Origin of the sequence: Neomoorella sulfitireducens (assembly GCF_024733845.1) — a bacterium.
Taxonomy (GTDB): domain Bacteria; phylum Bacillota; class DSM-521; order Neomoorellales; family Neomoorellaceae; genus Neomoorella; species Neomoorella sulfitireducens.
The window spans coordinates 124,866-149,307 of sequence record NZ_JANRHG010000005.1 but is presented as its reverse complement, the minus strand read 5'-3'; the positions used below and the strand labels follow the sequence as shown (position 1 = coordinate 149,307).

Sequence of the window (24,442 nt, the reverse complement as noted above, 5' to 3'; positions counted from 1 at the left end):
ACATGGCCGCACCCGTAATAAAGCTCGAAGGAGTGACCAGGGTATACGCCAGCGGCGAAAACCGTGTACACGCCCTGCGGGGCATAGACCTGGAAATCACAGCAGGAGAAATGGTAGCCATCATGGGGGCCTCCGGGTCGGGCAAGTCCACCCTCATGCATATCCTGGGCTGCCTGGATAAGCCCACCGGCGGCCGCTACCTTTTCCGCGGCCAGGACGTCACCGGGCTCACACCGGACCAGCTGGCCTACATTCGCAACCGGCAGATAGGGTTTGTCTTCCAGAGCTTCAACCTAATCGGCAACCTGGCGGCCTGGGAAAACGTCGCCCTGCCCCTGATCTACGCCGGGGTACCCCGGCGGGAGATGCAGGTGCGGGCCCTGGCCGCCCTGCAGCAGGTAGGATTAGAAGGCCGCGAACACCACCAGCCCAACCAGCTATCCGGCGGGCAGCAGCAGCGAGTAGCCATTGCCCGCGCCCTGGTAAACGACCCGGCCATCATCTTAGCCGACGAACCCACCGGCGCCCTGGACACCCGCACCAGCATCGAAGTAATGGCCATCATCCAGAAGCTGCACCAAGAAAAAGGACTAACGGTAATCATCGTCACCCATGAACCCGACATCGCCGCCTACTGCCGGCGGCTGGTACGCCTGCGCGACGGCCAAATCATCGCCGACGAAGTCATTACACAGCCGCGGCAGGCAAAAGAAGGGCCGGCGACGCCGCCGGCAGGGGAGGGGAAAGCATGAACTTCAGGGCGGCACTGGCCGTAGCCTGGCGGGGGCTCATGGCCAACAAGATGCGCTCGCTACTCACCATGCTAGGCATCATCATCGGCGTCGCCGCAGTAATCATCATGGTCAGCATCGGCCAGGGAGCCACGGCCCAGGTAACCGAAAGGATAGCCCGCATGGGGTCCAACATACTTATGGTGCGCCCGGGGACGGGTTTCGGCCCCGTACGCGGCGCCGCCGGCATCGAAAGTCTCACCTTGAAAGACGCCGAAGCCATAGCCGGACTCCCCCTGGTGCAGCAAGTCGCCCCGGAAGTCAACCAGCAGGTCACGGCCGCCGCCGGCAGCCAGACCTGGAGCACCACCGTCAAAGGTACCAGTGACACCTACGCCCAGCTGAGGAACTTGGAAACGACAGCCGGGGCCTTCTTTACCGCCGAAGACATCGAACAGTCCAGGCAGGTGGCCGTCCTCGGGCCAACGGTAGAAAGCAACCTCTTTCCCGGCGGCACCAGCGCCGTCGGCCAAACCATCACCCTGAACAATTTAAGGTTCACCGTCGTCGGCGTCCTCAAAGCCCAGGGCGGCGGCATGGGCGGCCAGGACCAGGACGACATGATCTACATCCCCGTCACCACCGCCCAGCAGCGCTTCAGCGGCAGTCGTAACGTCCAGGTCATCAACGTCCAGGCCCGGGACGCCGCCAGCCTCAGCACGGTAGAAGAAGAAATAACCGCCCTCTTACGCCAGCGGCACCGCCTCAGCAGCGAAAAAGAAAACGACTTCAGCATCCAGAACATGACGGCCATCATGGAAACCGTACAAGAGACCGCCAGGACCATGACCATGCTATTAGCAGGTGTGGCGGCGGTATCCCTGTTAGTAGGCGGCATCGGCATCATGAACATCATGCTGGTATCCGTCACCGAACGCACCCGGGAGATTGGCATCCGCATGGCCGTAGGGGCCACCGGCGGGGCAATATTGAGCCAGTTTCTAATCGAAGCCCTGGTACTGAGCCTGGCCGGCGGCATAATCGGGTTGCTGGCCGGGTTCACCGGCAGCCGCTTGATAGCCGTCCTGGCCGGCTGGCCGGCCGTCATAGCACCCGGCTCCATCCTGCTGGCCATAGGTTTCTCGGCTTTGGTGGGGATCTTCTTCGGCTACTACCCCGCCCGACGGGCCGCCACTGCTGACCCCATCGAGGCCTTGCGGTATGAATAATAGAGAGCCCCCTTCAGAAAAAGGGGGCTTAACTTATGTTTCCACTCTGCTTACTCCCCGTTCCAGCAAAATTAGAAAGGCGATGCTGGTGATCTGGTTCACCAGTTCCTTATATAACTCCTTTTCACGGCGCCCGGTTTTCATTCTCTCGATAAAGCAGTTGGCCAGGTCCTCTACGGGGCCGACGATAATTATTGCCAGGGCAAGATAGAGGGGTATCAACGAAGGTCCCTGACACCCTTGACCAGGCATTCGGCAACAACTGCAGTTCCCAGGAGGTAGGAGAAATCGCCTATGATTTCGTTTATGGTGGCGAGCATATAAACCACCCGGCGTAGTTTGTTTCGTATAAGTATGATATTCTCGACAGGGTTATAAGGTATTAAGCCGGGAGAGAGGTACTGTCGCCCCGGTCAGGCTTTTACATATCTCCTGCGCCTGAAGAATAAAGCCATGATTAAACCCAGGGTGATAGCGCTTCCGGATACCAGCAGGGAAATCAGGGCGGTATTATCAACAGGCCCGTTCCGGGGTGCGCCCATGCCTGCCGGGCGCATATCACCCGCGCCTCTGCCGGGAGGCATGCCGCCGGGAGGTTGCCCCACCCGGCCTGCCGCCAGCATCTCAATGACGTTATCAGGAATTCCCGCCTCCCTGGCTTTTTCTCTCACTTCGTCAGTAAGACCGCCGGCCTGCCTTATTTCCTCCCGGATGGCTTCTAATGCTTCCATATTTTGATTATCCGGTATCATTCCTCTATTTTCTGCGCCCATGTTTTGATTTCCCGGGGGTATCATACCTCTATTTTGGGCCGCCTGGTCCGGCACCCTGCCTCTTACCATTCCCATGCCGCCGCCGGAACCGCTGCCATTGTTGGTAGAAGGTAGCTCACCACTGAGCTGTTTTAGTATCGATTGCGACATGGAGGCAGCAAATTCAAGTAAACCCGGCACATTGCTGCCGAATTCCCGGACCCCGCCCATCTGGAAGCCCCGGGTTACCCCCTCATTTTGCTGGTCCTGGGCCGCATCTTCTGCCTGGTTCTCGTCACCCATGGCCCCGCCCTGGATGGTGCCGGAAATACTCTTTACGAACTGGTCGTAGGTATAAAAGGCAGTGGGGTCGGTCCTGACGTATTCGGAAATGAGGTTAAAGACCCTCGCGGTCTCCTTTTCCAGATAGCCGCCGCTCAAGTATTTTGTAGCTATTTCCTCAAGATAAGCGTGATAGGTCTCCCGGTATTCTTCGTTGGCCAAAAGCGCGGCGATGAGCGGTCTGTCGGCTACTGCCCCCTGGGTGGGCTCATCAATATACACCTTCGAAGTATCCCCGCCGAACTGGAAGCCGCCGAAGGACATGTTCAAATCCCAGGGCAGTATCGTAAAGACCCCGTCCTGCTCGTAGAGGTAGTAATTATGGGCGAAATTACCCTGGTAGCTGTCGAAGTTGGCCAGGGCCGTGCTGACGGCAAGGTACCTCAACGCCGTATCCACGTCGAGATATTTTTCGATGTCAACGCCGCTGTTCAGTGCCTCGAGCATCTTTATAAGCTTGGACCAGTTGGCATTCTTCAAAGTGCTTTTTACCTGGAGGCCGGTATAATTTTCCGGATCCGGGCCGTTATACTTGAGGGTATTCCCGACGGACTTGTACAGGTCGCCGGTAATATTGCTGAAGTTCCTTTCTAGATAGGGTTCCAGTATGCTCTCAACCGCGAGGTAAAGGCCGAAATACTCCCCGTTTACGTAGACGGCGGCATAGGCGAAGGCCGGCACAGGCACCCCCATCGCCTCGAATATCTGATATGAGAGGTATTCGCGCATATAGGAAGGGTCGGAAAAGCAGTTGTTTAAGTTTAGCTGGGTCAGCCCGGCCATGGTCAGGTTTTCATTGATGTCGTTGAAGTTAATCTTAAAGCTGTAACGGTTGCTGTCACTGCGCGCCACCGACGAGAGGCTGGAGTTGCCTTTAGCCCTGATCCGCACCAGGGGGTAAACGTCTCCGTTTACAATGACCGTAGCCGTGCAGAATTCCTCCCTGGCGGCGTTTTCTATCAGGTAGTCCCAATCGGCCCGGTCTATTTGAATATTAATCTCCATTACTTTATCTCTCTGGAAGTACTTTGTCATATACTCGTCGCCGTAAACCGTGACGGCGCCGGTGCCAAACATCGCGCCGGCCAGGGTGAGCAGCGCTGTAAATACCACCATCACCAGGGACAGCAGGGCAGTCCTGACATTCACCATCAACTCCAGCTCCCTCTAGGAGGCATACTCACCGTTGAAACTCACCATGGCGGCATTGGTGACGCCCGGGATTGCCGACAGCTCGTTTATAAATTTTGTCTCCCCGTTTTTCATCCGTACTTCGAAAACCAGCTCAATACCCCTGGCCGGGGTAACGGTTTTGGACTTCACGCGGTACTTGGTGAAGTATTTTTTCATAACCCCTGCCACCCTGTTCTCCGCGTCCTCGCTTGTACAGTTGATAATGGTGATGTACGGCATATCCACAATGTTTTTACTTGCAAAGGCCATGAGGAGGATGCCGGTGACCAGCGAGCCCAGCACGGCCAGGGGTATAAGCCCGGCGCCCAGGACTATGCCCGCGCCTATCGCCCAGAAGATGAAGACCAGATCCATGGGGTCCTTAATGGGGGTGCGGAAACGGACGATTGACAGGGCACCCACCATACCCAGGGAGAGGATGACGTTTGAGCTGATGGCCAGGATGACAAAGGTGGTCAGCATGGTCATCATTACCAGGGAAATGTTGAAGGGACGCGAGTACATGACGCCGGCAAAGGTCTTTTTATAAACAAGGAAGATGAACATGCCCACAAGGAAGGCCGCTCCCAGGGCCAGGGCTGCGTCGGTAATGGAAAACCCGGCCACCTTTTCCAAAAAACTTGATTTAAATATGTCGTTAAAGGTGAATCTCATGTTTGAGCTGCTCCTTTCGATTGATCTACATATACAGGCGGCAGGCCGCGTATTTCGAAATGGCCGTCGAGGTACATTTGTTTAACTGGATAAGGTCCTGGATGAACTCCGGCAGGAAACCGTCGTACTTCACCTCCAGGACGCACAGGCCGGTCTCCAGGACCGCCGCGCACGGGAGATCGGCATCGAAAAGGTCGGTGGAGCTTATAGAAGCCCGGACATCGCTGTCAATAGTCACCCTTACATTGCCCGCCGGGTAGCTGTAGGCCTCCCGCATGTAATCCACCACAGTCCTGGGAATAAGCCTCTCCGTTTTAAGCTTCAGGTAAAATTCCCGCAGCAGCGCCTGGCCGGCATCTATCAAGAAGAGGATATCACCCCTTAAAATTGCCTGCACCTCCTCTTTTTTTAACCCTGCCCCGGACTTGGCGCTTTTGCCGTAGTGCTTAATCTTTTTTTCCAGCCGGATGAAGCTGTGGTCGTGGTTGTAAAAGCGGATCCGGAATTTTTCCCTGAAAGGCAGGCTTTCAATCTTTTCAAAGAGAGACCTGTCCTCCGGGGTATCGAAGTATAAACTGCGGACATGGTACCTGCGGTCCGGCCCGGCGTTCTCGTCGGCAGGTAGCACCATAGCCAGCCTGTTCCTGACAACGGCGGCATCCCCCAGGGTGATAATATGCTTTAATTCACTGCGGTATTTGATATCTTTCAACGGGCACCATCACCTGCTCCCTTCACAGTATGAAACACGCGTCCCGCCGCCGGGGACTTCTCTCATGTTTATTCTTTCGTAGTATAATGGAAAAAAATGAAATTAACATTAAAAAAGGCTAAGAATAAGCTAAAAAATGCTTTTTACGTTTGCTAAGGCCGGTACTACGGAAAAGAGACAGCAGCAATTAGAAGGTTTAATTAACCTTGATAATACAATTTTGGTAATACCTGATATCGAAATTGACACTATTCCCGCAGATCCAAAGTGATAACCGCTTTTTAGAGTGCGCTATGGTAGGGGGATGCGACTGCCTCATCTCTGGCGACAGCCATTTGTTAGCTCTGGGCAAATATGAAGGAATCCCAATAATTACTCCCGGGCAGTTTATAGACCTCTTATTAAAAGTATAGAGGCAGCCCCTTTTTTAGGGGAACCGCCTCTATAGTTTAATGGGGACCTCTATGCTTTAGAGGAGGGGAGGCTAGTCCACAGGGATATTTCTCCCGCGTTTCATACCGGCCTCTTTCTTGGGCAGCACGACCGTCAATAGGCCGTTTTTGTGTCGAGTTTCTTTTTATTCCAGCATTTTTCCAGAGCAAAACCGGGGATGGTCCCGGCCGGGAAGGAAGAGGAATTTAAAGTTATTATAGTAGAGCAGGAAAATGGCAAAATGTCTCGAATTTTATATGGAGGTAAATTAAGCAAGCCGGGAGGGTAATTATGACGATAAGCGGTCAGGTTTACAAGTGCGGCATTTGCGGCAATATCGTCGAGGTCCTGCATGCCGGTCGTGGGGCCCTGGTGTGCTGCGGTAAGCCGATGGAATTGCTGGCAGAAAACACTGTAGACGCTAGCAGGGAAAAGCACGTCCCGGTGGTAGAAAAGATAGACGGCGGGTTTAAAGTTACTGTAGGCAGCACCGCCCATCCAATGGAAGAAAAACATTACATAGAATGGATTGAGCTCCGGTCAGGCGGGCTGGTACTGCGCCGGCACCTGGAACCCGGTGCTGCTCCCGAGGCAGTTTTTTGCACTGAAGTAGATAATGTTTCGGCCTACGCCTTCTGCAACCTGCACGGCCTGTGGAAGTCATAGAGCAAACTATTGGGGGAGGAATATTTATGGAAAGTTACGTCTGTACGGTATGCGGTTATATCTATGACCCTCTGGAAGGAGATCCAGATAACGCCATACCTGCGGGTACACCTTTTGGTGAATTGCCTGATGATTGGGTCTGCCCGCTTTGCAGCGCAGGTAAAGATATGTTTGAATTGAATGGTTAACAACAAAAGTCATATTATGGCCGCTTGCAATGGCGGCCATTTTAAGTAATTTGGGCAACGGGGATAGAGACCTATACAGGTGCCTGTTGCTGGACGAACTTTCCCTTTTTGTTGTGCGGAGATCGGCTGGCGCATTGCTCAAAACACGCCGGAACTTGCAAATATAGCAGAATACATCCTGTGCCATCACGAGCGCTGGGACGGGCGGGGTTACCCGAGGGGTTTAAAAGGGGAAGAAATACCTTTAGCATGCCGGATATTAGCCGTAGCAGATGCTTATGACGCAATGACGAGCGACCGACCGTACCGCGGGGCGGTGGGCCGTAGAGAAGCAATAGCGGAAATAAAGCGGAATGCAGGGAAGCAGTTTGACCCGGCAGTTACAGATATCTTTTTAAAACTACTTAGTTCCCCCTGAAAAAGTCCACTTTTTGCATCACTTAAGGGGAAATGTTATTTCCGGACTGTAGTCCGGGTTAATCTCTAACTGCTTTACCCATCTTGTTAAACCATTGTTGCCAACCTGTGTAGATTATAGGCCAAGATTCCATAACCGACCCAAGTGGTGGTACCCTCATATCCCCTGGAAAGGCTACGGCGTAATCCATATTTGCGCTTCAGAAGACTAATAGTAGCCTCGCCTCCAGCGCGCCAGCGTTGGAGACGTTTGAACCAGCTTTGCGTTTGATAGGCTTTGCGAGCTTTGCTGATTTTACCTTTCCGGGGTAAGCTAACTTGCTTTACCCCAAGTTGATGGCAACTTGTTTCATTCTTTGAACCGCCAAAACCTCTATCGGCAGCGAGGGCCCACGGCGCAGGGTAGGGCTCGAAGGCACATCCCGGATATCCAGTGCCCGGGCAAAGAAAAGGTCATCCCGATAGAGCTCAATATGGTCAAAATCGCTCCGGCCTTGGCAAAGCAGGCCGATGTAGGAAGTGATAACATCCCCGTGAGAAATATCCGGAGAAGATAAACCCGGGTTGCCTTATTAAATCTGTATTTCAGGGCAGTATGATTGAGGATTTCCCCGACCAGAGCCAGTCCGGCAACGGGGGTAAGGTGTTCATCAGACTGTTCAATGATGAATTTCATGGCTGCACCTCGCAGGTGAACATGGATTCGTTTACCATCCAACCTATTATACCTTATTTTTCGCGAGGTTTTGAGCCATATCCAGATATTTTGTTATTGGGTTGTCACGGATTCAGGTTTAATTTAAAAATTTCATGCTTCAGCGCTGTAAAAACGGCGGGGCGCTTGATAAAGACCAGGATCATACCGATGACGATGGCGAACACAGGCCCGCCGATGAGCTTGCCACCGTGGGGATGTACTTTGCCATGCACCAGGCCGCGGCGTCGATGGCGATACACAGAGCGACGCCGTACAGGACGGACAGCTTGCCGTTTTTCTCTTCCATTACCCTTGCTCCTTTGTTCCTCTTTTTTGTCGGTCCGCCGTGCCCCTACCGGGCCGGACGCATGGAGATGACGGGTCGGCCGTCCTGGAGCCGGGCGGTGACGAACATGCCGTTGAGCAGGGGGTTGGTGAAGGTGTAGTCCGCCCGGCGGTGGCCCCCCCGGGTCTCTTTCCGCTCCAGGGCGGACAGGCATACCACCTCGGCCAGGTCCAGCAGGTCGAAGGCCTCCAGGGCACGCATCAGCTCATGGGCGTCCCGGCACATGACCGAGGACTCCGCCCGCTTGCGCAGGTCGCCGAAGTATTTCAGACCGGCGGACATGAGGGTCTCCGAGCGGACGTTGTACACCCCCACGTAATCGTCCATGAGCTGGTTGACGGTTATGTTCAGTTCCTTCCAGGAGGAGCCGTGCTTGCGCTCCATCAGCGCGGTGTAGAAGGCGCGGCGCTCGGCCACCACGGGGTGATTCTCCACCCGGTCGTCAGGCTCCGCAGTCCGGGCGTACTCCGCCGCGCGCTCACCGGCGATGCGGCCCATGGTGGCCGCCCCGGCGATGTGGGAGAGGAAGTTTCCCACCTGGTCCCCCACGGCGTACAGGCCGGGGACGTTGGTGGCGGCATGGGGGTCGATCTCCACGCCGCGGCCCAGGAGGGTGCACTCATAGCTGCCGAACTCCACCATATGGCGGCGCAGGTCGATGCCCTGCTTCTCCATGGCCTCCACCAGGGAGGTGTCCCCCTCGCAGGTGAAGGCCCACAGGAGGTACTGCATGTCCTCCTCGGAGAGTTCGGAGCAGTCCATGTACACCGGGCCGGTGCCGTCCCGCTGCTTGTCCCGGAACACCGAGGGCCACACGTCGGAGGTGATATCCCCGTGCTCCCGGGAGGGCTTCTCCAGGAAGGGGCCGATGTTTTTGCCGTGATAATCCCGGAGGATGCCGATCCAGGTCCCCTTGCCCGCCCGGGAGAAGTACTTGGGGCCAGCGGGGATGGCGGGAATGTCCATGTTCACCAAGGTGGCCCCCACCCGGTAGGAGGCCGCCACGCCGGTGCCTGTGCAAGCGGGGCAACCGGCCACGTTGAACATCCAGGCGGGGGTGCAGGAGGAGTAGATGCGGTTGGCGGAGCCGGTGGCGGCGATGACGGTCTTGGTGCGGAAGAGCTTGACGGCGGGGACCGTGTCGGACACGTCGATGGCCATGGCGCCGCAGATGCGGCCCGCCCGGTCGGTGAGCAGCTCGGCCACGGGGGTCTTGTTCTCGATGACCACCCCCCGCTTGAGGGCCTCCCGGGTGAGGATCTTCTTCTGGTCGCGACCGTCGTATTTCAGGTGGGTGCGCATGTGGCCGGGATAGGCATGGCCCTCAAAGGTCCACTGGCCGTTCAGCTTCATGTTGATGCCCCACTTGTGCCAGTCCCGGGCGATCTCAAAGGAGCGGGCGGCGAAGGCACGCAGCACCGGCTCGTCGGCGTTGAGGCCGGCCTGGGTCAGCTTGAGCTCCCGCATGAAGTCCTCGAAGTCCCCGTGGACCTCGGGGATGTAGCACACGAAGTGGTCGTTGCCGGTGGCGCCGGAGCCGCTGCGGCGGGTGTCCGCCTTCTCGGCCACGATGACTCTTGCGCCGGCGTCCGCCGCGGCGATGGCGGCCATCAGGCCGCCGATGCCGCCGCCCATCACCAGCACGTCGCATTCCCGGACGACAGGGTCCATGGTGATCACGGGCGGTCGCCTCCCTCTCCCCGCGCCGGGGCATCCTTGCACAGTATCATCATGGGCAGGGGATAGGTCAGCTCGATGGCCCCGGCGGGGCAGTCCATCACGCAGGCCCGGCAGTGCCAGCACTCCTCCGGATAGCGCACCTGGGGCACCGTTTGCGGCTTGGCGGGGCCGTACACATCCATGCAGCAGATTTGGGCGCAGGTGCCGCAGTGGACGCACTTTTTTGGGTCGATGACAGGGGGCATATGGACACTCCTTTCATGGCCGGGCGGACGGCCCAGCGGAGACCCTTCCGGGGCTGAGGGGCTTAGAAGGTGAAGTTATCGGAATAGAACCGGTCCACCGGGTGCTTGTAGCGGGCCAGGGGCACGGGCTTCACCCGCTGGACCACCGAGCCGTCCGCCCCCTGCCGCTGGACGATCCAGCCCAGGAAGTCCTTGTCGTTCCGCTTGGGATAGTCTAACCGGTAGTGGGAGCCCCGGCTCTCCTGGCGGAGAAGGGAAGCACGGAGATAGAGCTCGGTGAGCAGGAAGATGCCCTCCACCTCCTTGTATTTGAGGAGGTAGTGGGGGTCAGCGGCGTACATCCGGGGCAGCTCCTCCGTCCGCAGGCGGTCCAGCTCTCCAAGAGCGGCGGTAAGGCTCTCGGCGCTCTTGAGCAGGCACACGTCGTAGTGGGACATGAGGTTCTGGACTTTGATGAGTACCTGCTTGGGGGTGAGGCCGGCGTCCCCCATGGGGGAGTACAGCTTCTCCTTCAGGCCGGCGGCCTCGCCGACGGACACCTCCCGTCCGGCGGAGGCGGTGCGGAGGTAGTCCGCTACGGCGTTGCCTGTGATGTAGCCGGTGATCGCGGTGGAGCTCAGGCCGAAGCCGCCCATATACACGTAGTCCAGACTGCGGGAGCGGCCGCAGACGTAGAGGCCCTCCACGCCGGTGCCGCCGTCGGGGGCAGTGGCGGCGCCCCCCAGGGTGAGCTGCACCTGGGGGATGAACTCGATGTTCTTGTCATGGAAGAAGTCGATGCCCTCGGCCAGCAGCTTCTCGTAGTTCATCATCTGGTTACCGGTTTGGGGCTTGACAAAGACCATGTCCTCCGGCTTGATCTGGCTGAGGTCGAGGTAGATGGGGCCCCGCCCGTTCCGAATCTCGATGGCCATGGCGCGGGTGATATAATTGTTGTCGGTGTTGGCCCCCAGCACCGGGGAATATTTGTCCATGAAGGGCTCCCCCAGGGCGTTGACGAACCGGCCGCCCAGGGCTAAGTAGATGGCCTGGCCCTCCCAGAAGAAGAGCTTGGGGGCGTTCATCACCGTCAGGGTCTCGAAGTTGCGCAACTCCACCCCGGCCTGGAAGCACATGTCCACCCACTCGCCGGTGGAGGTGTTGGAGTTATACCCCGGCTTCCAACTGGCGTTGCCGCAGGCCACGATGACGGCGCGGGCCTGGAATATGTAGTATTCGCCGGTGATGGAGTGGAAGCCAACGGCCCCTATTACCCGGTCGCCGTCCTTCACCAGGTCGGTGACCAGGGTGCGGCTCATGCGGCGGACGCCAAGGCGCACCATCTCCTTCACCATGGCCTCGGCCATGTTCTGGCCGCCGGTTCCTTTGAGCTTGGCGGGATAGAGACGGCAGTGGTCCAGGCCCCGCTGGGGGACCCCACGCAGGTTGCCGTTCTCGTCCTCCAAAAACTCGCAGCCCAGGTTTTTATAATCCAACAGGCGGTCGTAGGATTGGGAGAAGATGTCCTCCATCACGTCCTGCTCGCACAGGCCGTCCCAGTAGTACACCACGTCTTTCACCCAGTCGTCCACGGACTCGCCGGGGAGGACGGCGGCGAAGTCGCCGCCGGCCAGGCGCATGAGGCCGCCCCAACTCTCGGGGCCCTTGTCCACCATGAGCACGTCCAGCCCAGGATCGTTTTCCTTCAGACGCTTGGCCGCCCACATGCCGGCGGCGCCGCCGCCGATGATGAGCACATCGGTGCGCAGGACGGTCTCGGGCACTTGTTTCCAATCCATCACGCCACCTCCTTACGATGGCCGCCCGTCACGAGTGGAAAGAAATTCCAGAATGCCGGGGAGCACCGGAGGCGCGGCCTCCTTGAAGGGATGGACGAAGATGGCTCCCTGGGGACATGACCGCTCGCAGATGTAACAGGTCATGCAGTCGTCGGGATAGGCGATGACCGCCTTACCCGCCCGGACACGCAGTACGTCCAGGGGGCACTTTGCCGCGCACAGCCCACAGCCCACGCACTTGCCGGAGTCGATCGTTTGGATCATAGCTGTTACCTCCCACCTTGATCGCCTGGACAGACTCTGCTCAGACTCTGCTCCGCTGGTCGTTGTCTTGCCGGCGGCTATGTGATATAATACGAAAAAGCGCGAAAAATGGGATTCAGGGGGGGAAGCGGGTGAAATTGGAGCAATTTCATTTCCTGCTGGCGCTGAAAAAATATGGGTCTATCTCAAGGGTAGCCCAGGAGCTGTATACCTCCCAGCCCGCCGTCAGCATCTCCATCAAGAAACTGGAGCAGGAACTGGGCTATCCCCTCCTCAAGCGCACCAACCGGGGCACAGTGTTCACCGAACAAGGGGAGCTGGTGCTGGAGCAGGCGGAGATCATCATCCGGGCCCTGAAGAAGATCAGCTGCATCGCCTGTTGCGAGGACGGCAACCTCCAGGGGTCCCTTCGGGTGGGGGCCCTGCCCCACCTGTGCAACACCCTGCTGATGAACGTGCAGATCATCCTCCAGGAGCGCTATCCCGATTTCACCCTGGCGCTGGAGGGGCTGGATACCACGCCACTGGTAAAAGGAGTGGAGAACGGGGAACTCAACCTGGCCGTCATCCAAATCTGCGACCTAGACGAGACCGCCTTCTTTCAAAAGGTGGAGAAGGGGAAGCTGCGCTATGAGCCGCTCTTTACCGACCGGCTCCACTTCGTGGTCGCCGACACCCATCCCCTCCTGGGAAAGGAGAAGGTGACCCTGGAGGACCTCCGGGCCTTCCCCTACGTCTGCTTCGGGAACTGTGCTAACCAAAAGGTGCTGGCGCTCACCCAGGAGACCGGGTATCCCGCCAAGATCACCCGCTTCTACGAGATGGCCCGGATGCGGAAGCACATGGCCCTCTACCACACCGTTACCGTCCTGCCCGAGCGGGCCATCGCCCACGGGAACATGAACTATCAGGTGAAATTCGCTCCCCTCCGGATGGAGGATATCGACTGGAACACCCAGGTGGGCTGGATCCATGGCCCGGAGCCATTGACCCAAGCGGAGAAGATGGTCATCGAGCAGCTGGTCCAGCAGTGCGAGAACCCGGAATTTTTGACTCAGGCGTGACTGCCGCGCCTGAGCACAGATCGTGAATGGGCCGTTTCCCACGGGAGACGGTCCATTCTTTTTTTGCGCCTCCGGCCGCCCCTACCGGCTGTGCCGCCAGGAGACGGTGGGCTTGCCGTCCACCTGCTTTACCATGACGAACATGTCGTTGAGCAGGGGGTTGGTGAAGGGGTAGTCCGAGCGCTTGTGGTTGGCCCGGGTCTCCTTTCGCTCCAGGGCGGCCAGGCAGATGAGGCGGCCCGCCTCCAGCAGCTCGAAGGACTCCAGCGCCCGCATGAGTTCGTGGGAATTGGCGCAGGCCACTTCGTTCAGCGCCCGCTCCCGCAGGTCGCCCAGGTACTTGTACCCGGCGGAGAGCATGGTCCCGGAACGCACATGATTGATGCCCGCGTACTCCTCCATTAGCTGCTGCACCGTGAGGTTGAGCTCCTTCCAGTTGGAGCCGTTTTCCCGCTCCATGAGGCTGGAGTAAAAGGTCAGACGCTCGGCCACCACGGGGTGCTGTTCCACGGGATAGTTGTTCTCCTCCGCCGCTTTGGCATATCGTGCGGCGGATTCGCCGGCGATGCGGCCCATGGTGGCCGCCCCGGCCACGTGGCCGCCGAAGTTGCCCACCTCGTCGCCGGCGGCGAAGAGGCCGGGCACGTCGGTGGCGCCATGTTCGTCGATCTGGACCCCCCGGTCCAGCTGGGTGGCGCCGTAACCGCCGAACTCCACCATATGGCGGCGCAGGTCGATGCCCTGCTGCTCCATGGCTTCCACCAGGGAGGTGTCCCCCTCACAGGTAAAGGCCCATAGCATATACTCGTAGTCCTCCTGAGAGATGCCGCTGCAGTCCATGTACACCGGGCCGGAGCCGTCCCTGGCCTTCTCGGTGAACACGGTGGGCCACACGTCGGAGGTGATGTCCCCCAGTTCCTTGGTGGGCTGGGTGACAAAGGGCCCCACGCTCTTGCCGTCGGAGGTGCGCAGCACGCCGATCCATGTGCCCTTGCCCGCGCGGGCGAAGTACTTGGGGCCAGCGGAGGCTCCCGCCATCTCGATGTTGACGATGGAGGCGCCGGCGCGGTAGGCGGCGGTCATCCCAAGGCCGGTGTTGGCCGGGCAGCCGGGGACGTTGAACATAGCGCCGGGGACGATACCGGGGTAGAGCCGGTTCACCGAGCCGGTGGCGGTCACCACGCTCTTGGCCCGGAAGAGCTTGAGAGAGGGGGTCTCCTTGGATACATCCACCCCCAGGGCGCCCACAATCTTGCCGCTGTCATCGGTGAGGAACTCGGTGATGGGGGTCTTGTTCTCGATGACCACTCCCCGCTTCTGGGCCTCCCGGGTGAGGACGGCCTTCTGGTTCTTGCCGTCATATTTCAGATGGATGCGCATGCGGCCGGGGAAGGCATGGCCCAGGAAGGTCCAGTCCCCGTGGGGCTTCATGTCGATGCCCCACTTCAGCCAGTCCTGGACGATCTCGAAGGACCGCTGCGCGAATACCCGCTGGATACAGTCGTCGGAGAACTTGCCGGACTGGCTGGCCTTGAACTCCTTCATAAAGTCCTCCAGGGAGCCGTGGACCTGGGGTATGTAGCAGATGAAATGGTCGTTGCCCCCCACGCCGTCGCCGCTGCGCAGGGAGTGGGCCTTCTCGGCCACGATGACCTTGGCCCCGCCTTCCGCCGCCGCGATGGCGGCCATGAGGCCGGCAATGCCGCCGCCCACCACGAGCACATCGCAGCTTCTGATCTCCTTTTGGAGCTCCAGCATTTACATTCCCTCCTTTTTCAGTGTTCCGGGGGCGTCCCGGAAGAGCAGGGTGTGGGTCAGGGGGTAGCGCATCTCGATGGCCCCGGTGGGGCAGTCCATGACGCAGGCCCGGCAGTGCCAGCACTCCTCTGGGTAGCGTACCAAGGGCACGGTCTTGGGCTCCGTGGGGCCAAAGACGTCCATGCAGCAGATGAGGGCGCACTTTCCGCAGGCGACGCATTTCTTTGGATTGATGACAGGCGGCATTGCTTCATAACTCCCTTTCATATCTTTGCCGGTTTGTTTGCCTACTCTTAGCGTATCGCAGAAGTGTCCGTCTGTAAAATACCAGTCTCTTATGCCATACATTGCATTTTTTTATGGCAAAATTCAGATATAAAAAAACGCAATGGAGACATAAATCTTTCGTATTTTACAGCCTCCGCCCCCAATGTTATCATCAAAATAGCCAAAGAAACCCAAAAACGAGCCGCCGTTTTGGTCGTTGTTACATCGTACGCCGGCACACATTTCTATTGGGAAGGATGTCGCCAATGATCAGCCATATCGACCGGGGCAAGTGCATTGGCTGCGGCCGCTGTGCGGACCGCTGCCCCCTGGACACCATCCGCATGGACGGTGAAGGGCGAGCATTCATCGCCTATCCCGAGGATTGTATGACCTGCTATATCTGTGAGCGGCTCTGCCCTGTGGGGGCGGTGACCGTGGACCCCGCCAGAGGAGAGTTCCCGCCGGTGTTCCCGGACTGGGAGGCTGCAAAGGGGGGCGTGCAATGACCATAAAAACAGCGGACGTGCTCATCGTGGGCGGCGGCTCCTCCGGCCTTTGGGCGGCCAAGCGCATCAAAGAGCTGGACCCCAAACGCAGCGTCCTCATCGTGGACAAGGGCCCGCTGGACTGGGGCGGGCTCATGTCCATGTGCGGCGGCGACATGGTCGTGGTCATGCCCGACGAGAACGTGGACGACTGGGTGGAGGAGCTCACCTACTACTGGGACGGCCTATGTGAGCAGGACGTGGTGGAGGAGGTGCTCCGCCGCTCCTATGACCGGTTCCTGGATTACCAGCGCTTTGGGTGCAATTTTTTCAAACAGGAGGACGGCACTCTGAAAAGCGTCCCCCAGCGGGGGCTGAAGCACTGCAAGCTCTACCCGGCCCAGTTCAAGGGCACCGGCGGCGAGGACATGGTGCGGGGCATCCTGGGCGAGGTGAAAAAGCTGGGGGCGGAACGCATGGGACGCACCCTGGTCACCGACATCCTCAAGGAAGACGGCCGGGCCGTGGGCGCCGTGGGCTTCGACACGATCAACGGCGACTTTTACGTCTTCCGTGCCAATGCGATACTCATCGCCACCGGCCAGGCGGAATGGAAGCCCGCCTACCATCAGAACACCGCCACCGGCGAGGGCATGGAGATGGCCTTCCGGGCGGGGGTGGAGCTGCGCAACTTCGAATTCGTCAAGGTGTGGAACGTGCCCAAGGACTTCACCTGGGAGGGCCAAACCACCCTGCTGCCCCTGGGCGGCCGGTTCGTCAACGCCCTGGGGGAGCCCTTCATGGACAAATATATGCCCAGCCCGGGCTCCAACACCGACCCTCACTACATCACCCGGGCCATGGCCCTGGAGACCCGGGCCGGGCGGGGCCCCATCTACTTCGACATCAGCCGCATCCGGGCCGAGGACATGGGCCTCATCGTCCCCCAGTCCGGCTGGCAGCTTCTGAATTATCAAAAGCTGGTGGCCCAGGGGATGGACCTCATCAACGGGCCAAAGATGGAATGGATCCCCCACCTCCAGGACACCTGCGGCGGCATCCGCACCGACCTGTGGGGCGCCACCGCGGTCCCCGGCGTGTTTGCCGCCGGGCGGGCGCGGAGTATCGACCCCGGCGTCTACATCGGCGGCTTCGCCATGTGCACCACGGCGGTCACCGGCCACATGACCGGCGAGGCCATTGTGGAATATCTGGCCGGGCTGCCCGGTGAGCCTCCCGCGCCTGATGAGGCGCTGGTGGAGGAGTGCCGCAGGCGGCTCTACCGGCCCCTGGGCAGGAAGGGCGTCGAGCCCAGCCTGGTGCTCCGGGCCCTGCGGGAGATTCTCTTCCCCTATGACGTATGTATCCTCAAGAGCGAAGCCTCTCTGACCCGGGCTTTGGAAGAACTGGAGCGGGTCAAGGCCGACCTCATGCCCGATATGGCGGCGGCCGACCCCCACTACCTCATGAAGCTTCGCGAGGTGATGGGCATGGCGATGGCGGCGGAGCTCTATCTCAAGGCGTCGCTGCTGCGCACCGAGTCCCGGGCGGGTCACTTCCGGGAGGACCACCCCGGTCGGGACAAGGACGGCCCGTACTGGATCGTCATCGGCGGGGGCGGCGAGGGAGCCCCCTGGTTCAGAAAGGAGCCCGTCCCCGTGGCACGCTATAAGCACCCTGTCGACCGCTTTTACTCCGACCTGTTCGACCTGACCGGCGGAGGAAACAGAAACAATGAGAAGGAGACCCGGTAGAATGAAGCTCCTGGAAAAAATCGCCCACTTCATCATCAACGCCCTCTCCTATATGTCGATCTTCATCGTGGTGGCCATGATGCTGCTGGTGGTGTCGGACGTGATCCTGCGCATCGTGTTCAAGTCCCCCCTCGTGGGGGCCACGGAGATCACACAGATGATGTTGGTGGGCATGCTGCTGGCCTTCGGGCGCAGTTGCCTGGGGGACGACAACCTGAAGGTGGACTTTGTGATGAACTACTGCCCCAGAAAGGTGCGGCTCGTCTTCAGAATCATCACCTCGCTGATCTCCATCGGCATGTGTATCCTCATCGCCTGGCGCAGCTTTGAAACCGCCCTGTACTCCAAGGGCTACAACATCCACTACCTGATGCTTAAGAACGTCCCCCAGTGGCCCTTCATCATCCTGCTGGTCATCGGCTTTTTGGGCGGCTGCTTTGGTTTGGGGCTGCTGATCGCCCGATATGTCCACCAGCTGCGCACCCCGGAAGAGGACGGCGAGACGCCCGCGGAAACGCTAAGGAGGTTTGAGTAATGGCACCTGAACTGATCGGCATCATCGGCATCGCGGTACTCCTCGTCTGCCTGGCCTCCGGCCTCTGGATCGGCTTCTCCATGGCCCTAGTGGGTTTCTTCGGCATCATCGCCCTGCGGGGCGTGACCCAGGCCCTCAACGTGGTAGGCTCGGTCCCCTTTTCCACCATCAACTCCTACAACATGACCGTGGTCCCCATGTTCCTGCTCATGGGCCTGGTCATCTCCGAGACCAACATCGGCGTCGGCCTGTACCGGGCGGCCAACTCCTGGCTCGGTAGCTTCCGGGGGGGGCTGGCCACCGCCACCACCATGGCCTCCGGCTTGTTGGGCGCCATCTGCAGCTCCCACATGACGGGCACCATCATCATGTCCAAGATCGCCCTGCCCGAGATGCGCAAGTACAAGTATGACGACGGCCTGGCCTGCGGCTCCATCGCCGGCGCCGCCCCTCTGAGCATCATCATCCCCCCCAGCATGCCCTTCATCATGTACGGCATCATCACTGAGCAGTCGGTGGGCAAGCTGTTCATGGCGGGGGTCATCCCGGGCATCATCCTCATGCTCACCTATGTGATCATCATCTCCTTCGTCACCCGGCGCAACCCCAAGCTGGGTCCCGCCGGTGAAAAGACCTCCATGAAGGAGAAGTTCTCCGCCATCCTGGATATCCTGCCCATGCTCCTTCTCTTCGGCCTGGTGTTCGGCGGCATCTACGGCGGCTTCTTCACCACCACCGAGTCGGGGGCCATCGGCGCGCTGGGCGCCATCGTCATCGCCTTCGCCAGCCGGCAGCTCACCTTCAAGAAGCTGCGCAAGTGCATCGTGGACACCGCCATCATCACTAGCACCATCCTGGTGCTCCTCACCGGTACATATATCTTCATATCCTTCATCACCCTGAGCAAGTTCCCCTTCCTGATGGCCAGCCAGGTGCAGGGCCTCAATGCCCCCGACCTGGTCATCATCGCGGCCATCGCCGGCATCTACATCATCCTGGGCATGTTCCTGCCCGATATGCCCATGATCGTGCTCACTATCCCCATCCTCTATCCCATCATCACCGCCCTGGGCTTCGACCCCATCTGGTTCGGTATGTTCGTGGTGCTGATGCAGGCTGTGGGCTCCGTCAGTCCGCCTGTGGGCATGGTGGTCTACCTGCTGTCCGGTCTGTCAAAGGTACAGATCAACACCATATTCAAGGGGGTACTCCCATTCATTGTGGGCATGGTCTTTGTCATCATCCTGGTGGTGCTCTTCCCGCCGCTGTCCACCTTCCTGCCCAGTCTGATGAAGTAGCGGCGGACGGCATAAGAAAACGCAATATCAATCCAACGGGACAGGAGGTCGATATCCGGCGCGTTTTCCCCGGCTCCATCCGCGTACATCAAACAATCTAAAGGAGGTACATGAATGAAATGAAACGGAAAATCCTTGCGCTCCTGCTGGCCCTCTCCCTGGTCCTGGTCATGCTGGCCGGCTGTAACGGCGACAGCGGCACCGCCGGCAGTAACAGCAGCAGCGACCCCGCCGAGACCTTCACCCTCATCGTCTCTCTCACCAAGGGGCAGAAGAACACCACAGCCCTTCAGGATTACCTGGCCAGCATCGAAAAGGACAGCAACGGCCGCATCAAGTTCGAGATCTTTTACAGCGGCTCCCTGCTCAAGGTGCCTGAGATCCCCCAGGGCCTGACCTCCGGCGTGTGCGACATCTCTGAGTTCATCCTGGCCGAGTTCCCAACCATTTTCCCCCTCAACAGCACCATCCTGGGCCTGCCCTTCATCGGCATGAGTCAGGACAGCGGCGGCGTCTACCGGCAGCTCCTTGAGGAGTTCCCCGAGATGCAGGAGGAATACACCAACGCCGGCATGGTCATGCTCAACTATCTGGTCACCCTGCCCTATAACCTCCACCTGACCACCGACCGGGAGGTCAAGGTGCCCTCCGACCTCCGGGGCCTGAAAATCATCACCACCCGCAAAGATATCGCCTCCATCATCCAGGACAACGGCGGCGCCCCGGTGAGCATGGAGCCCGGCGAGTACTACTCCAGCATGGAGAAGGGCGTGGTCGACGGCACCGTTCTCCACTTCCCCATGATGTTCAACGCCGGCCTCATCCCTCTCTGCAAGCAGCACGTCATGGTTTCCGAGCGGGGCGGTATCTACTCCGACATCAGCGCCTATGTCATGAGCGCCAACACTTGGAACAAGCTCCCCGCCGACCTCCAGGCCCTCTTCACCGATGAGGAGCGGGTGGCTAAATTCTTCCAGGATGACGTGGTTCTCCTCAAGAGCTACCACGACAAGTCCATGGAGGCCATCAAGGAGAACGGCAACAAGATCGTCTATCTCACCGATGAGGAGATCGCCCAGTGGCAGGCGGCGGCCGCCGCCACCATCGAGGCTTCTCTGGCCGAGCTGGACGCCCAGGGCCTGCCAGCCACCCAGATCTATGAGCGCGCGCTGGAGCTCATTGCGGAAGCAAACAGCTGATACGGATAAAAGAAAGGAGCGCCTGTCCCCGCTTAGGGGCAGACGATCCCTTTTGTGTGCGCCCGGCATGGGCGTTAACTAGATGGAAGAGGTTGCCCGTCACCTCCCCCATAAAGGGCAGCATAATCGATCTGGGGCGGGGCATTTTGCCGGCGGATGATGCGGGCATTATCCACCGGCCGCACCTGATAGACAGTAACCAGGGAAGGCGGCTCTCCCACTTTCACAAAAGCCTTAGAGGGGTCATCCGGGTCATAACGCACCGTAATAGAACGGCCGATGAGGGCCTGGGGAACTTCATATACCTGCTTGTTAAGGGCAATAGTGGCGTCCTTTTTCACCTTGCGTGTGTCGCACACGTACTAACTCAGTCGCCTATTTTAGCCACCTATTTCTCTCTATACCCCCTGGGGGATGGGGAGAAAAAAATAAAAGCCCTTCATGTAGGGCTTGAGTACCAAAGCTTGGGAGTTTCCGAGAATATACATGACATGGAAAGGAGGATGAAAATCCAGTAATAGCTATTTTAGAAGTTCGAATGGATAATTGAAAAACTCGTTATGGGAGGGAAATTGCCTTGGAAACACAAAGGGTAATTTGTGACGTCCTGTGCGTAGGAGGCGGTATCGCCGGACTAATGGCTGCCATTGCTGCGTCGGAAAACGGCGCAGTAAAGGTGGTGGTAGCAGAGAAGTCTAACACCATGCATAGCGGGGCAGCTGGAATGGGTAACGACCACTTTCAATGCTACATCCCCGACGTTCACGGAGACTACGAGGCCTTCGCAAATGACCTCTTATATGGTCAGTTTGCAGGCAGAATATCAGCAATGGGCCGGGAAGCAATGGACTTCTGGTTCAAGAATAGCTATGAGATTGTTAAGCTTTGGGAGAGCTGGGGTATCCCCATGAAGTACGAAGGACGGTATGAGTTTGCAGGGCATTCTTTCCCAGGGCAAACCCTCAACCACCTGAAGTACAGCGGCTTTAACCAGAAGCCCATCCTAACTAAACAGGCCAGAGAACACAGTGTGGAGATCTTGAATAGAGTCATGGTGTTTGACCTGATTACCGACGGGCAAGGTAAGGTAATTGGAGCCCTTGGTATTAGCACCAGGGAAGATAAATTGATAGAGTTTGAAGCCAAAAGCGTCATTCTTGGTACAGGGCCCTGTGTAAGAATGTGGCCAGCTCCTGGCCTCCAAGACTTTAATCGTCCTCTACCCCCTAGCTGTACAGGGGACGGTCGGGCTATGGCTTATAGAGCAGGAGCTGAGTTAGTCGACTTAGAACTAACTGCGGTGCACGCTGGTCCCAAGTATCTCGCCAGAGCCGGTCAGGCCACGTGGATTGGGGTGCTGAGAGACCGCTACGACAAGCCCGTTGGAACCTTCCTTACCAAACCTAACAGGTACTACAACGATATGACCTTGGAGGTAAACAAGGGAATTTTTAACGAGTACATCAAGAGCGGTAAGGGACCCATATACATGGATACCAGAGGCATGTCCGAGGAAGATCTCCAATACATGCTCTACTGGATGAAACACGAGGGTAATATCGAGCTAATAAAACATCTTGCGGAAGAGGGTATCGATCTTCGCAAGAACGCCGTCGAATTCATGACCTATGACATGCATATCGTGGGAGGAATACCTTACAATTCAAAGGGACAGACTTCGCTGGAGGGGCTTTACGCTGCTGGCGATGAGTGGGCAGGTGGCATCTCTTGTGCAGCTGTTTTTGGATGGTCAGCAGGCAAGAATGCTGCCCTATACGCAACTTCGGTAACATCCACGGATCTAGATAAAGTCAAAACTGATATCAACACTAGAAAAGAAATGTTACAAGATTTAAGAAGCCGCAAGGACGGTCCTAAATGGCAGGAGGCAAATTATGCCCTACAGCAGATAATGCGCGACTACTGTTACACAGTGAAATCCGAACCCTTGTTAGAAGCCGGTTTGGAAACTTTGATAAGACTGAAGGAAAAGACCCATCAGTACCTGATGGCCGAGAACCCGCACGAACTGATGCACTGCCTGGAAGTTTTTAACCTCTTAGATCTGGCGGAATTAGTATTCGTAGGTTCTTTGGACCGTAAAGAGACAAGAGGTATAAACTTCATTCGACCGGATTATATCCTCACCAACCCTATGCTGGATGCTAAACGCCACTTAATCCGCAAGGGCCCCGATGGATTACCTGTCACTGAATGGAGAAAAATTTAAGTATTTAAGCAAGGGGGTGGGTTTTTATGCCACCGGTAATTAATAAGGAGAAGTGCAAGGCCTGTGGCATTTGTGCAGACGTCTGCCCAATGGACGTGTTTTTTGGAACTAAAAAAGGGGAATTCCCGGTAATCACTTACCCAGAAGAGTGCTGGCACGAAGGTGCATGCGTTCAGGAGTGTCCGATTGAGGGGGTAATTAAGTTGAGAATTCCCCTGCAAATGATGATTTGCTACAAATAATTGCATTTTGGGAAAATTTTTTCGGGGAAGGAGGATGAAAAGTTACCAAAGTGAGATTACTACGCAGGTTGGTAACTTTGCAAAAAGTTATGTTATCTGGTAGCCCGACGAACTCTAAGACGACATCGTAAAGCCAATCAAACAAAGGCAGAGGAGGTTAGCTTGCTATGAAAAAAAATTCATGGTGGGTAATTCTGTTGCTGATGGTTGTATTAGTATGGGTGCTTATTCTTGGGGGCTGCGCCAAGACAAAAGAGACAGGAACTGCGGGAAAACAGCAACCTTCTGAACAACCCCAGGTCTATGAACTTAATATCAACAATCACAATCCCGCGCAATCCAATATCGGTATGGCGTTCGAAGAATGGAAGAAATGGCTTGAAGAGAAAAGTGGCGGTAGGCTAAAAATAACGATCCATCACGGTGGCTCATTATTAAAGGGTAATGAAGTGTTTAGGGGCGTTCAGACCCTTTTTGTCGACGGCGGCAACTATGTGCTGGACCGCGAGGACGGATTCCTCCTGAATTTGTTCATTACTTTACCCTGCTTGGGTTTACCGTCCGAAGAAGCAGCAATCCAGATTTACAAAGACCTTCTTAATAAATTCCCAGAGATGCAAGCCGAATGGCAAGGGGTTAAGCCAATCGCATTCAAATATATGTTGCCCGCGCACATCCACACAGTCAAGAAACCAGTAAAGACGCCTCAAGATCTTAAAGGGGTTAAAATGTTTGCTGCTGAGAGTATGCTGGCGGAAGCCTTGAGTAAAGTAAACGCCAGTCCCGTTGAACTAGACATTGCGGACATGTACACAAGCCTTGAAAGAGGATTAATCGAAGGTGTTGTAAATCATTTTGCCGTACTCAGTATTTTCCGCGTCCTTGAACTCCTGCCATATCACACTACCTTTGGAGAAGGCGGGTTTAACAGAACTCCACAGTTCATTATTATCAACAAGGAGAAGTTTGATAAACTACCTCCCGATCTACAACAATTAATTGAACAAGCTGGTGATGTCTGGGCAAAGGTAATAGCGGAGACCACTGGAAAGCTTGTTAGTGATGCTATTAACCAATGTAAAGCTAATAACCATACTTTCATTGAAATCCCTTCGCAGGATATGAAGGTATGGTATGAGGCAGTTAAACCTGTTCACGACAAGTTGATAGAAGAATGCGAGGCTAAAGGCCTACCAGGAAAGGCTGTATATGAGGAAACTCTGCAGCTGATACAGAGATATCAAAGCAATTAAAATAAACACAGAACCATTCTATCAAAA

General features: G+C 57.3%; 26 protein-coding genes and 2 pseudogenes. 14 read left to right on the top strand and 14 right to left on the bottom strand.

Features of this window, described 5'->3' with window-relative positions:
* Positions 1-2 precede the first annotated feature (2 nt).
* Together NWF31_RS07260 and NWF31_RS07255 are read left to right on the top strand one after the other, a co-directional pair.
* Complete coding sequence (locus NWF31_RS07260) at positions 3-752, top strand: ABC transporter ATP-binding protein (RefSeq protein WP_258359834.1); 750 nt, start codon at positions 3-5, stop codon at positions 750-752.
* Positions 749-1,960 carry an ABC transporter permease gene (locus tag NWF31_RS07255; RefSeq protein WP_258359833.1) on the top strand — a complete coding sequence of 404 codons (1,212 nt, stop codon included), beginning with the start codon at positions 749-751 and terminating at the stop codon, positions 1,958-1,960. Before NWF31_RS07260 ends, NWF31_RS07255 begins: the two co-directional genes overlap by 4 nt.
* 33 nt (positions 1,961-1,993) lie before the next feature.
* On the opposite strand, the gene NWF31_RS07250 is transcribed toward NWF31_RS07255, so the two are convergent.
* The 4 genes from NWF31_RS07250 to NWF31_RS07235 all read right to left on the bottom strand — a co-directional run bounded on the left by NWF31_RS07250 (position 1,994) and on the right by NWF31_RS07235 (position 5,614).
* Entirely contained in the window at positions 1,994-2,182 is a 189-nt protein-coding gene (locus tag NWF31_RS07250; protein ID WP_258359832.1) for a hypothetical protein, read from the bottom strand.
* 191 nt (positions 2,183-2,373) lie between these two features.
* Complete coding sequence (locus NWF31_RS07245; RefSeq protein ID WP_258359831.1) at positions 2,374-4,206, bottom strand: CotH kinase family protein; 1,833 nt, start codon at positions 4,204-4,206, stop codon at positions 2,374-2,376.
* A gap of 15 nt (positions 4,207-4,221) precedes the next feature.
* Positions 4,222-4,902 carry a DUF4956 domain-containing protein gene (locus NWF31_RS07240; RefSeq protein ID WP_258359830.1) on the bottom strand — a complete coding sequence of 227 codons (681 nt, stop codon included), beginning with the start codon at positions 4,900-4,902 and terminating at the stop codon, positions 4,222-4,224.
* Positions 4,903-4,927: 25 nt separating this feature from the next.
* Positions 4,928-5,614 carry a polyphosphate polymerase domain-containing protein gene (locus NWF31_RS07235; protein WP_258359829.1) on the bottom strand — a complete coding sequence of 229 codons (687 nt, stop codon included), beginning with the start codon at positions 5,612-5,614 and terminating at the stop codon, positions 4,928-4,930.
* Between the two features lie 723 nt (positions 5,615-6,337).
* Here NWF31_RS07235 and NWF31_RS07230 point away from each other — a divergent pair.
* The 3 genes from NWF31_RS07230 (at position 6,338) to NWF31_RS14600 (ending at position 7,318) form a co-directional block, all read left to right on the top strand.
* Complete coding sequence (locus tag NWF31_RS07230) at positions 6,338-6,712, top strand: desulfoferrodoxin (protein ID WP_258359828.1); 375 nt, start codon at positions 6,338-6,340, stop codon at positions 6,710-6,712.
* 26 nt (positions 6,713-6,738) lie between these two features.
* On the top strand, positions 6,739-6,900 hold the full coding sequence (gene rd / locus NWF31_RS07225; RefSeq protein WP_258359827.1) for a rubredoxin: 162 nt from the start codon (positions 6,739-6,741) through the stop codon (positions 6,898-6,900).
* 79 nt (positions 6,901-6,979) lie between these two features.
* Positions 6,980-7,318: an HD-GYP domain-containing protein gene (locus NWF31_RS14600; protein WP_340674363.1), complete on the top strand. Its 339-nt coding sequence runs from the start codon at positions 6,980-6,982 to the stop codon at positions 7,316-7,318.
* Between the two features lie 86 nt (positions 7,319-7,404).
* Here the strand turns inward: NWF31_RS14600 and NWF31_RS07215 are convergent.
* The 7 genes and pseudogenes from NWF31_RS07215 to NWF31_RS07185 all read right to left on the bottom strand — a co-directional run.
* A pseudogene (locus tag NWF31_RS07215) lies at positions 7,405-7,713 on the bottom strand (transposase); the annotation flags it as partial.
* Positions 7,710-7,993 (bottom strand): annotated as a pseudogene (locus tag NWF31_RS07210) (hypothetical protein); the annotation flags it as partial. The pseudogenes NWF31_RS07210 and NWF31_RS07215, both read right to left, overlap by 4 nt.
* Positions 7,994-8,097: 104 nt before the next feature.
* The gene (locus tag NWF31_RS07205) at positions 8,098-8,274 is read right to left on the bottom strand and encodes a hypothetical protein (RefSeq protein ID WP_258359826.1); all 177 of its coding nucleotides are present in this window, start codon (positions 8,272-8,274) and stop codon (positions 8,098-8,100) included.
* 92 nt (positions 8,275-8,366) lie between these two features.
* Positions 8,367-10,031 (bottom strand): FAD-binding protein, encoded by a 1,665-nt coding sequence (locus tag NWF31_RS07200; RefSeq protein ID WP_258359873.1) that lies wholly within the window; start codon positions 10,029-10,031, stop codon positions 8,367-8,369.
* A 5-nt stretch (positions 10,032-10,036) separates the two neighbouring features.
* Positions 10,037-10,285 carry a 4Fe-4S dicluster domain-containing protein gene (locus NWF31_RS07195; protein ID WP_258359825.1) on the bottom strand — a complete coding sequence of 83 codons (249 nt, stop codon included), beginning with the start codon at positions 10,283-10,285 and terminating at the stop codon, positions 10,037-10,039.
* 62 nt (positions 10,286-10,347) lie between these two features.
* The gene (locus NWF31_RS07190; protein ID WP_258359824.1) at positions 10,348-12,063 is read right to left on the bottom strand and encodes an FAD-dependent oxidoreductase; all 1,716 of its coding nucleotides are present in this window, start codon (positions 12,061-12,063) and stop codon (positions 10,348-10,350) included.
* 12 nt (positions 12,064-12,075) lie between these two features.
* Complete coding sequence (locus tag NWF31_RS07185) at positions 12,076-12,327, bottom strand: 4Fe-4S dicluster domain-containing protein (RefSeq protein WP_258359823.1); 252 nt, start codon at positions 12,325-12,327, stop codon at positions 12,076-12,078.
* A 62-nt stretch (positions 12,328-12,389) separates the two neighbouring features.
* Between NWF31_RS07185 and NWF31_RS07180 the strand changes: the two genes are divergently transcribed.
* On the top strand, positions 12,390-13,391 hold the full coding sequence (locus NWF31_RS07180; RefSeq protein ID WP_258359822.1) for a LysR family transcriptional regulator: 1,002 nt from the start codon (positions 12,390-12,392) through the stop codon (positions 13,389-13,391).
* 81 nt (positions 13,392-13,472) lie between these two features.
* Here the strand turns inward: NWF31_RS07180 and NWF31_RS07175 are convergent, their stop codons facing one another.
* Together NWF31_RS07175 and NWF31_RS07170 are read right to left on the bottom strand one after the other, a co-directional pair.
* Positions 13,473-15,149 carry an FAD-dependent oxidoreductase gene (locus NWF31_RS07175; RefSeq protein WP_258359821.1) on the bottom strand — a complete coding sequence of 559 codons (1,677 nt, stop codon included), beginning with the start codon at positions 15,147-15,149 and terminating at the stop codon, positions 13,473-13,475.
* Positions 15,150-15,416 carry a 4Fe-4S dicluster domain-containing protein gene (locus NWF31_RS07170; RefSeq protein WP_258359820.1) on the bottom strand — a complete coding sequence of 89 codons (267 nt, stop codon included), beginning with the start codon at positions 15,414-15,416 and terminating at the stop codon, positions 15,150-15,152.
* Positions 15,417-15,682: 266 nt separating this feature from the next.
* On the opposite strand from NWF31_RS07170, the gene NWF31_RS07165 reads away from it, so the two are divergent.
* The 5 genes from NWF31_RS07165 to dctP (NWF31_RS07145) all read left to right on the top strand — a co-directional run bounded on the left by NWF31_RS07165 (position 15,683) and on the right by dctP (NWF31_RS07145) (position 20,690).
* Positions 15,683-15,925, top strand: coding sequence for a 4Fe-4S dicluster domain-containing protein (locus tag NWF31_RS07165; protein ID WP_258359819.1), 243 nt, complete (start codon positions 15,683-15,685; stop codon positions 15,923-15,925).
* Entirely contained in the window at positions 15,922-17,658 is a 1,737-nt protein-coding gene (locus NWF31_RS07160; RefSeq protein ID WP_258359818.1) for an FAD-dependent oxidoreductase, read from the top strand. The genes NWF31_RS07165 and NWF31_RS07160 overlap by 4 nt, the downstream gene beginning before the upstream one ends.
* A 1-nt stretch (position 17,659) precedes the next feature.
* Complete coding sequence (locus NWF31_RS07155) at positions 17,660-18,193, top strand: TRAP transporter small permease (protein WP_258359817.1); 534 nt, start codon at positions 17,660-17,662, stop codon at positions 18,191-18,193.
* Positions 18,193-19,491: a TRAP transporter large permease gene (locus NWF31_RS07150; RefSeq protein ID WP_258359816.1), complete on the top strand. Its 1,299-nt coding sequence runs from the start codon at positions 18,193-18,195 to the stop codon at positions 19,489-19,491. Before NWF31_RS07155 ends, NWF31_RS07150 begins: the two co-directional genes overlap by 1 nt.
* A 119-nt stretch (positions 19,492-19,610) precedes the next feature.
* Positions 19,611-20,690 (top strand): TRAP transporter substrate-binding protein DctP, encoded by a 1,080-nt coding sequence (gene dctP / locus NWF31_RS07145; protein WP_258359815.1) that lies wholly within the window; start codon positions 19,611-19,613, stop codon positions 20,688-20,690.
* 74 nt (positions 20,691-20,764) lie between these two features.
* Here dctP (NWF31_RS07145) and NWF31_RS07140 read toward each other — a convergent pair whose 3' ends face one another.
* The gene (locus tag NWF31_RS07140; protein ID WP_422880261.1) at positions 20,765-21,049 is read right to left on the bottom strand and encodes a Mu transposase C-terminal domain-containing protein; all 285 of its coding nucleotides are present in this window, start codon (positions 21,047-21,049) and stop codon (positions 20,765-20,767) included.
* A gap of 218 nt (positions 21,050-21,267) precedes the next feature.
* On the opposite strand from NWF31_RS07140, the gene NWF31_RS07135 reads away from it, so the two are divergent.
* The 3 genes from NWF31_RS07135 (at position 21,268) to dctP (NWF31_RS07125) (ending at position 24,415) form a co-directional block, all read left to right on the top strand.
* Entirely contained in the window at positions 21,268-22,920 is a 1,653-nt protein-coding gene (locus NWF31_RS07135) for an FAD-binding protein (RefSeq protein WP_258359814.1), read from the top strand.
* Positions 22,921-22,946: 26 nt separating this feature from the next.
* Positions 22,947-23,162 (top strand): 4Fe-4S dicluster domain-containing protein, encoded by a 216-nt coding sequence (locus NWF31_RS07130; protein ID WP_258359813.1) that lies wholly within the window; start codon positions 22,947-22,949, stop codon positions 23,160-23,162.
* 167 nt (positions 23,163-23,329) lie between these two features.
* On the top strand, positions 23,330-24,415 hold the full coding sequence (gene dctP / locus NWF31_RS07125) for a TRAP transporter substrate-binding protein DctP (RefSeq protein ID WP_258359812.1): 1,086 nt from the start codon (positions 23,330-23,332) through the stop codon (positions 24,413-24,415).
* Positions 24,416-24,442: the final 27 nt, after the last annotated feature.